The organism is Microcystis sp. M109S1, from assembly GCF_020247025.1.
Taxonomy (GTDB): Bacteria; Cyanobacteriota; Cyanobacteriia; order Cyanobacteriales; family Microcystaceae; genus Microcystis.
On the sequence record NZ_JADBRW010000454.1, the window covers coordinates 1 to 7,728 of the forward strand.

Consider the following 7,728-nt stretch of genomic DNA (forward strand, 5'->3'; position numbering starts at 1 on the left):
TAAAAGAAAGCTTGCGGGATTTTCAGTGTTGCCGATTTTTACTTGATGGCTACCGGCAATTGTATCAATTTGTCAAAGTTTGAACTTTTCCTATTCTCTTTGAGTTGCTTGTCTAACCTGTTCGATCTCTAATTCTAAAGCTTGTGCTATCTGTTCAAAGTTTAATCCTAATGCCAATAAACGCTGCTAATTCAGCTTCTTGTCTGTCTTACTCCAAAGCTTCCTGATACACTTTAGAGGGTGTGGGGTGTAGGGTTTTACCGATTTTCAGGGGGTCAATTAAGCTTAGACGCACTTAAGTTAGGGTTTGCTGAAAAAGTTTGTTGGTGGGGTTAGGAGTCAGGAGTCAGGAGACTCCGAGACAGGAGACTCCGAGACAGGAGAGGAAGTCAGAATAACAGAATGACCTGGCGTGCCTGGAAGCGGAACCCTTTGTGTTCGTCTCCAGAAAGTGCAAGGGTTTTGAGTCCCTCGGATCGATTTCTCAACGTTTGTCTCTTGCACTTTTTGGGCTAAAAAAGTCCCAAAACCGTTTTCTAGTAAGGCTTCCAGTAATTTTCAGCCAGCCCTAAGTTACATATCTTGATAATTCAAAAAACTCTCAACCGCTTATTCCTCCTGCCTTGCTAAAACGCATCTAAGATGCGTTTTAGCTTACCTAATTTTCAGGGAAAAAGTACCTGAATTTTCCCCCCTGATCACTGCAAGGGCTGGCACTTTTTGATTTTAAACAAGCCTAAAGATATTATCCAACAAGGTTTTTATATTTATTCAGCAAACCTTAATTAATTAGTCCTTGAGCAGTGCGATACATTGGGCTAAAGAAGCGTTAGTTTTCAGTGCTTGCGGGTTAATATGGGTGGCAGCGGCTCGATAACCTTGTTCTAAGAGAGCTGCAATTAAATCTTCCCTTTTGGGTAGATCTAATTTGCCCCTTCTCCCAATTTCCCGAAAGCTATAAAAATAGGGAGGAAAATCGTTTTCTTCCCTCATTATTTCTAACAATTTAACTACCTTTTTCCACTGCCATTGATCGGCTAAATATGCCATTTTTTCTAGATAAAGGCGATCATGTAAACTGCCTAACCACAAGGGTCCGGTTAAAGTTAAAGGTTGCCCGTCCCCAGAACAAACTATCTTGCCTAACTTAGTCCAAGGCACTGATTGATATTCCCCGCAGCTATGACAATAACCGAGAAAACCATAGTTATGACTATTTAATTGTCTATTAGCTGTTAACCGCACCATCACCCGATAACTTTGACCAAAAAATAAGGAAAAAATCGGCGTAATTCCTAAACCTAACCGGGCTGATTCTAATTGCAAACCGGCGATAATTAATCTTAATCCCTGTTCGTGGGCAGCCGGATGATTGCGAGCATAGGCTCCATAATCAGCTAAACTATTTTCTAGATTATGACCCGTCAACGTCCGTCCATCGGTATTAGTTAGATAAATTAAACCCCCGATTTTAGTGGCTAAAGGAATAGCACTAAACAGAGATGCAGGGGAACCAAAAGCATCAATATCAACTAGATCGTAATGGTCTTTTTTAAGATAACATTCTAGGAGAACTTCTTGAGCAGATTTATAGGTTATTTTCCCTTGTTTCTGTTGTAATAAACTCTCTAAATTAGCGGCTAAAGTTGGCTTAATTTCTGGATTACCATCATTAACCCACAGCCAATCCGCACCACTTTCTAACCAATACCTGAGCGCTCGCACACCAGAGCCGCTCATTACCTCTAAAACGCGCAAACTTCCCCGCTCTTTTTGGGCAATTGCCGCCGCTAAAACTCCTAAATCTCGGACGATTTTACTCTCCGGTCGATAAAAAGTATTGTTGATATTAAATATCGCTTTTTCTTCCTGCATCGATCATCTCACAATTAGCACTCGGCGGAAAGGGTCAGACACTGCCAAAATCCATCAGACATCAAGATCGAAGTAAATCTAAAGAAATTGTGAAATTATCAGAAATTCCCGATTTTTTTACTATTATATCCCTAAAAAGCTGATAGTTTCCCCATGAGAACGGCAAATTGAAGGTAAAAAATAACTATTTTTTAATATCTTATAACAGTTTAATCCGGTCTGATGGGAGATAACCTAAAAGCAAAATCATTCAACCTTGATATAGAGATGAAAAAGTATCTAGCAGAGTTCATCGGGACCTTTTGGCTGGTTCTCGGTGGTTGCGGTAGTGCCGTTTTAGCGGCAGTATTTGTGGGTAAAGCCAAGAGTGTCGTAGATGGTGCTGATTTTAATATCCATCTGGGGATTTCTTTTGTGGGTGTCTCCCTTGCCTTCGGTTTAACCGTCCTCACTCTTGCCTACGCTTTAGGGCATATTTCGGGGGGACATTTTAATCCCGCCGTTTCCTTCGGTCTCTGGGCAGGTAAACGCTTCCCCGGTTCGGAACTACTTCCCTACATCATCGCTCAAGTTTTAGGGGCGATTTTAGCGGCAGTAATTATCTACATTATTGCCAGTGGTCAACCCAGTTTCGCTCTGGGAGGCAGTAACCCTCTGGCCACCAATGGTTTCGGAGAACATTCTCCCGGTGGTTACAGTTTAATCGCCGCTTTGGTCACGGAAGTGGTCTTGACCTTCATGTTCTTAATCATCATTTTAGGCTCTACCGATCGACGCGCTCCGGCCGGTTTTGCTCCCATCGCTATTGGTTTAGGATTGACCTTAATTCACTTAATTAGCATTCCCGTGACCAATACCTCCGTTAACCCCGCTCGTAGTACCGGTGTTGCTCTTTTATGCGGTAATATGGCTCTCGTTGGTCAATTATGGTTATTCTGGATTGCTCCTATTGTTGGGGCCGTGGCTGCGGGTTTCCTCTACAATAGTTTCTTTGAAGAAACTTTAGAAGAAAGACGAATTAGAGAATAAGTGGAAAGTTACCGCTAAAGTTTGATTGCTTCAAAAGTCAAGTGCTGATAGCGATTCCTGTGGGGTCGCTATTTTTTTCGTCCCCACGGATAAAATTGAGCAGCGCTCGTCGTCCTTGCTCGCCTCGATCGAGTAAAGTAATCTCTAGATAATTGTCTGGCAAAAAAGTTAAACGTTCTGACCATTCGATCGCCACTATCCCTAAATCTACCTCGATTCCCTGCCAATAATTTTCTAGGTACAGCGCCTCGATATCTTGACCCTGCAAACGATACAAATCCAAATGATACAAAGGAAGGCGGCCTTCGTTATATTCGTTAACGAGGGTGAAGGTAGGACTAGCTATAGGCTCTTGAATACCCAATCCTAAGCCAATTCCCTGTACTAAGGTGGTTTTTCCCGCTCCCAAATCGCCTTTTAATAAAATTACACTGCCAGAGTCCAAGGTTTGCCCCAGTTTTTCGCCTAAATTGACAGTAGCTTCTCGATCAGGTAAGTCGATAATCATTTGTTTCCGCTAGGATGCCAATTAATCACTGATTTTAATATAGCGATCAGAGCAGCTTTCTGACACCCTTGGCTCTGGGGGGCGAAATTTGGTCTTTTTGATCGAGAAAAATAGAAGCAGTTAAACTAATCTCTTATCTCTTAGTCTTAACCTTTGGTCAAATGGTCGCTATCAGGGCAGAGATAGGCGATCGGCGAAACCTTCTGGTAGATTAGACTAAATGGGAGTTGGTTAACTGCTTTTATAAAATTGATTGTTCCCTAACCATCAGCATTGTCTAGGGTCGAGGGGAATAAAACAACCGAAGTTTAGGACTTTAAGCCAGAAGTTAAGAAAAACAGTGAAATTATTATTTTTGAGTAATGGCCACGGTGAAGATGAGATCGCGATCCGGATTATTAAAAGACTGCAATCATCTCCCCACTGTCCCGGTATTACTGCTTTACCCCTAGTGGGTAACGGTTATGCTTATACTCGTCTGGGGATTCCCCTGCTCGATCGAGGTCAAAAAATGCCCTCTGGGGGTTTTATCACCAGGGATGCCAAACAATTATGGCGAGATCTACGGGAGGGATTATTAGGATTAACCTCCCGTCAATACCGTCTGGTCAGAAATTGGGGCCAAGAAGGGGGAAAAATTGTCGCGGTGGGAGATATCTTACCCCTTGCCCTTGCTTGGTTGAGCGAGACAGATTATGCTTTTGTGGGAACGGCTAAATCGGAATACTATCTCCGGGATGAGCAGGGATGGTTAGATAGTAGCTCGATGATCGATCGCCTCTGGGGTTCCTATTATTATCCCTGGGAACGCTGGTTAATGGCTCATCCTCGCTGTCGGGGGGTTTTTCCCCGGGATAGTTTAACTAGCAAAATTTTACAACAGTGGTCAATTCCCGTTGTCGATGGGGGTAATCCGATGATGGATGACCTTTTACCCGCGATAACGGGCGATTTTCCCCAAGATTGCCTAAATATTCTGCTTCTACCCGGTTCGCGCTTTCCCGAATCTCTCCACAATTGGCAGAAAATTATCGAGGCTGTGGCCGCCATTATCGGACGTTTTCCCGATTATCAGCTGGAATTTTTGGCGGCGATCGCTCCTTCTCTCCCCCTAGAATCTTTTACGGCTGCTTTAATTTCCCGGGGTTGGCGAGAACATAGCACAAATAAGTTTATTTGTCAAGAAGTATTTATAACTATTTCTCAAACGGATTACGCCGAATATTTAGGCCGTTGCCATCTAGCGATCGCCATGGCGGGAACTGCCACGGAACAGTTCGTCGGTTTGGGTAAACCGGCGATCACGATTGCGGGGGACGGACCACAGTTTACTCCCCATTTTGCCAAACTGCAACAGCGTTTATTAGGCTGTTCAATTCTCTTAGGCGATAGTGCCGAGTCAGTGGCAGACAAGTTAGAATATTTATTACAAAATCCTCCACAGTGGCAAGAAATCGCCTTTAATGGTCGTCAGAGAATGGGGTCAGCCGGTGCCTCCGATCGCATTGCCCGATGGTTACTAGACGATTTTTGCCCTTAAAGGAAAGTATCGGTCCGATTTTTGCCGCTAGTGGGCCACTCAAAAACAGTTTCTAGGGCAATTTTTTGGGCGCTTGCTTGTTGTCCATAGCTGAAAAGATGGGGAATTTCTCCGCTTTGTTGACGAAACCACTGGAAAACGTAGGGACTACCATAAACAATCAATGCTTGAATCTGTCCGGTTTTCAGCAAAGCTTGATAGATAGCTTTCGTTTCCTCCCTTAATCCGGCACTACCCCGAAAAGGATTACCACGGATAAATACTTGTAGGAGAGTCGTTTCTGGGGAGACGAGGGACTGATTAAAGGTGCTACGGTCGATTATTTGCGTTTGATAACCCCATTGTCGGGGAATTGTCACCGCCGGACAAGAGCGATCGAGAAAGTCACAGTGGAGTAAATCATCGATAATGATTAAATTGCGGTCTTGAGTGGCTTGAATCGGTAAATTAGAGCTAACTGTTTGGGAATCTTTTAAAATATCGCTGACAATCTCTAGAGCTTGCGGTGCCGCTAAACTGCTTAAGGATTCTAAGGAGGGCTGTCTTTGCCCTAATTTCTCTTTTGCTCGTTGAATACGTTGCCAAGAATCATTAATTCTCGCTTCGCTAATTGTACCCGCTTGCACGGCACTATACACCGCTTCGATCGCTTCGATCGGATCGGGAGGCATTAACAGTATATCGGCCCCCGCCTGTACCGCCCTCACTGCTATGGCGGCAGCACTGGCAATTTTGGTTACTCCCCCCATAATCAGGGCATCGGTGACGATTAAACCCTGAAAACCGAGATTTTGGCGCAGTTTTTCCCCGAGAATTTTCGAGGAAAGAGTGGCGGGAAATTCGGCATCCCAAGCGGGAATTAACAGATGGCCTGACATAATACTATCAACCCCTGACTCGATTGCTGCTTGAAAGGGCGGCAATTCGATCGCTTCTAGGCGATGATGATCGTGGTTGATGATGGGAAGATCGAGATGGGAGTCATTGCTGGTGTCACCGTGGCCCGGAAAATGTTTGGCCGTGGTCAAAACTGGATAGGAATCCGCCCCTAAAATAAAAGCTTGAGCTAGATTAGCGACGATTTCGGGAGTTTCAGCGAAGGAACGAATATTGATAACGGGATTGTCGGGATTATTGTTCACATCGACAATTGGGGCTAAAATCCAGTTAATCCCGATCGCTAGAGCCTCCTTCGCGGTAATTGCTCCCATTTCCCTAGCATATTCTGTGGCTTTTGTCAAGCTTTTTTCGGCTATTTTTCCTAAAGCCATCGGGGGGGGAAACCAAGTGGCGCCGGAAAACCTTTGGCCGACTCCCTCCTCGATATCGGCGGCAATGAGCAGAGGATTATCCCCGGACCAACTTTGTAATTGTTGGCTACGGAAAGCGATTTCGGCGGCGCTGCCTCCTAAGAGAATCACCCCACCGAGGTGGAGGGTTTCTAACCAATGTTTCAGGGTGGCGTTGACAGGTTCCCAAGCAGGATAGCGGATTTGTTGGTCAAAGAGATAGCCGGAAGCGCGGACTACTATCATCTGACCAATACGTTCTTTGAGGGATAAAATGCGATCGCTCATTATTCAGTTATCAGTTATCAGTTATCAGTTATCAGGAGACAGGAGACAGGAGATTATTTTTATTTGTTCTCCCGATACCCCAATTCATAATTCATAATTCATAATTCATAATTCCCCCACTTCCCCATCACCCCACACCCTACACCCTCTTTCAAGTCAGGAGACTCCGAGACAGGAGACAGGGAGAAAAAAGACGGCTAATAGTTCTATTCTTCTTCGGAATCGTCATCTTCTGGGGGTCGATCGGTTTTAATATGATCAAGAAGATGTAACATTCGATCGCCGCGTTCGAGGGAAGAATCTTCTAGGAAGACCACTTCGGGGGTACGTCTGAGACGGATGCGTTGACCGAGTTCACGCCGGACGAATCCTGCGGAAGCTTTTAAACCGGCCATAGTTTCGGCCTTTGCATCTTCGTTGCCGTAGATAGACACAAAAATTTTAGCGTGTTGCAGGTCGTGGGAGAGAGCCACATCGGTAACGCTAACCATACCGGCACCGACCCGATCATCTTTAATTTCCATTAATAACATTTGGCTGACCTCGCGCTTAATTAGCGAGGAGACGCGAGATACTCGACGATCGTTAGCCATAATTTTTGTCCCCTAAAAACAGCGAAACCCTTACCATTGTATCAAGCTAATCCGAGCATGGCTTTGAGGGTGAAATAAAGAAAGGCGAAAGTTCCCCCTAGAAAGCCCACAAGTGCGATCGCTGTGAGGGGATTTTTTAATAAAGGGGCTAACCAGCCGAAAAAGGCGAAGAAAATCCCTAAACTAAAGCTAATCAGATAGCGGGGGTAACGGCTCACGTTATCAAAAAAGTCGCCCATAAATTTTGTTTATTATCTTTGTCCGTAAGCAATTATAGCAGTAAGCTTCGGTGCTGCCACGCCGCTCGATTCAAGGGACTTAACAGAATCTCTAGACTTTTGTACTATTTAGTGGTATAACTGGACTTCCCCCGTATAAACATACTACCTATGGCTAAAAGTCTTACAGAGCCTGAGTTACAGCAATAAAATACTAATGAACTACTGGACACAAAATCCTGAAGTTCTTACGCAGATAGGGTTTGAGGCAAAATTTTTCAAATTTGACCTTTCGACCATTATAGCTTGTTTCGGGGCAGAAAACCAGCAAAAACATGGCTACAGAGCGAATCCCTTACTCTAGAGATTAATGACACTATCTGTTAAA

Annotated in this window: 7 protein-coding genes; 2 read left to right on the top strand and 5 right to left on the bottom strand. The window is 44.5% G+C overall.

Features of this window, described 5'->3' with window-relative positions:
- Nucleotides 1–789: 789 nt before the first annotated feature.
- Nucleotides 790–1,875: a class I SAM-dependent methyltransferase gene (locus IM322_RS22215; RefSeq protein WP_287672689.1), complete on the bottom strand. Its 1,086-nt coding sequence runs from the start codon at nucleotides 1,873–1,875 to the stop codon at nucleotides 790–792.
- Nucleotides 1,876–2,142: 267 nt separating this feature from the next.
- Here IM322_RS22215 and aqpZ point away from each other — a divergent pair, with 267 nt between their 5' ends.
- Entirely contained in the window at nucleotides 2,143–2,904 is a 762-nt protein-coding gene (aqpZ, locus tag IM322_RS22220; RefSeq protein ID WP_287672692.1) for an aquaporin Z, read from the top strand.
- A 37-nt stretch (nucleotides 2,905–2,941) separates the two neighbouring features.
- Here the strand turns inward: aqpZ and tsaE are convergent, their stop codons facing one another.
- Nucleotides 2,942–3,412 (bottom strand): tRNA (adenosine(37)-N6)-threonylcarbamoyltransferase complex ATPase subunit type 1 TsaE, encoded by a 471-nt coding sequence (tsaE, locus tag IM322_RS22225; protein ID WP_287672693.1) that lies wholly within the window; start codon nucleotides 3,410–3,412, stop codon nucleotides 2,942–2,944.
- A gap of 340 nt (nucleotides 3,413–3,752) precedes the next feature.
- Between tsaE and IM322_RS22230 the strand changes: the two genes are divergently transcribed.
- Entirely contained in the window at nucleotides 3,753–4,952 is a 1,200-nt protein-coding gene (locus IM322_RS22230) for a lipid-A-disaccharide synthase-related protein (protein ID WP_287672694.1), read from the top strand.
- On the opposite strand, the gene IM322_RS22235 is transcribed toward IM322_RS22230, so the two are convergent.
- The 3 genes from IM322_RS22235 to IM322_RS22245 all read right to left on the bottom strand — a co-directional run bounded on the left by IM322_RS22235 (nucleotide 4,949) and on the right by IM322_RS22245 (nucleotide 7,361).
- A complete protein-coding gene (locus IM322_RS22235) occupies nucleotides 4,949–6,529 on the bottom strand; it encodes a glycoside hydrolase family 3 N-terminal domain-containing protein (RefSeq protein ID WP_287672695.1) in 1,581 nt (526 codons plus the stop codon). The genes IM322_RS22230 and IM322_RS22235 overlap by 4 nt on opposite strands.
- A gap of 206 nt (nucleotides 6,530–6,735) precedes the next feature.
- On the bottom strand, nucleotides 6,736–7,122 hold the full coding sequence (gene rbfA / locus IM322_RS22240; RefSeq protein WP_004163470.1) for a 30S ribosome-binding factor RbfA: 387 nt from the start codon (nucleotides 7,120–7,122) through the stop codon (nucleotides 6,736–6,738).
- A gap of 41 nt (nucleotides 7,123–7,163) precedes the next feature.
- Nucleotides 7,164–7,361: a DUF751 family protein gene (locus IM322_RS22245; protein WP_002737592.1), complete on the bottom strand. Its 198-nt coding sequence runs from the start codon at nucleotides 7,359–7,361 to the stop codon at nucleotides 7,164–7,166.
- Nucleotides 7,362–7,728 lie beyond the last annotated feature (367 nt).

Excerpts from the sequence above, each read along its gene's own strand:
- tsaE (WP_287672693.1), bottom strand. The coding sequence starts at position 3,412 with ATGATTATCGACTTACCTGATCGAGAAGCTACTGTCAATTTAGGCGAA.
- IM322_RS22245 (WP_002737592.1), bottom strand. The coding sequence starts at position 7,361 with ATGGGCGACTTTTTTGATAACGTGAGCCGTTACCCCCGCTATCTGATT.
- aqpZ (WP_287672692.1), top strand. The coding sequence starts at position 2,143 with ATGAAAAAGTATCTAGCAGAGTTCATCGGGACCTTTTGGCTGGTTCTC.
- IM322_RS22215 (WP_287672689.1), bottom strand. The coding sequence starts at position 1,875 with ATGCAGGAAGAAAAAGCGATATTTAATATCAACAATACTTTTTATCGA.
- IM322_RS22235 (WP_287672695.1), bottom strand. The coding sequence starts at position 6,529 with ATGAGCGATCGCATTTTATCCCTCAAAGAACGTATTGGTCAGATGATA.
- rbfA (WP_004163470.1), bottom strand. The coding sequence starts at position 7,122 with ATGGCTAACGATCGTCGAGTATCTCGCGTCTCCTCGCTAATTAAGCGC.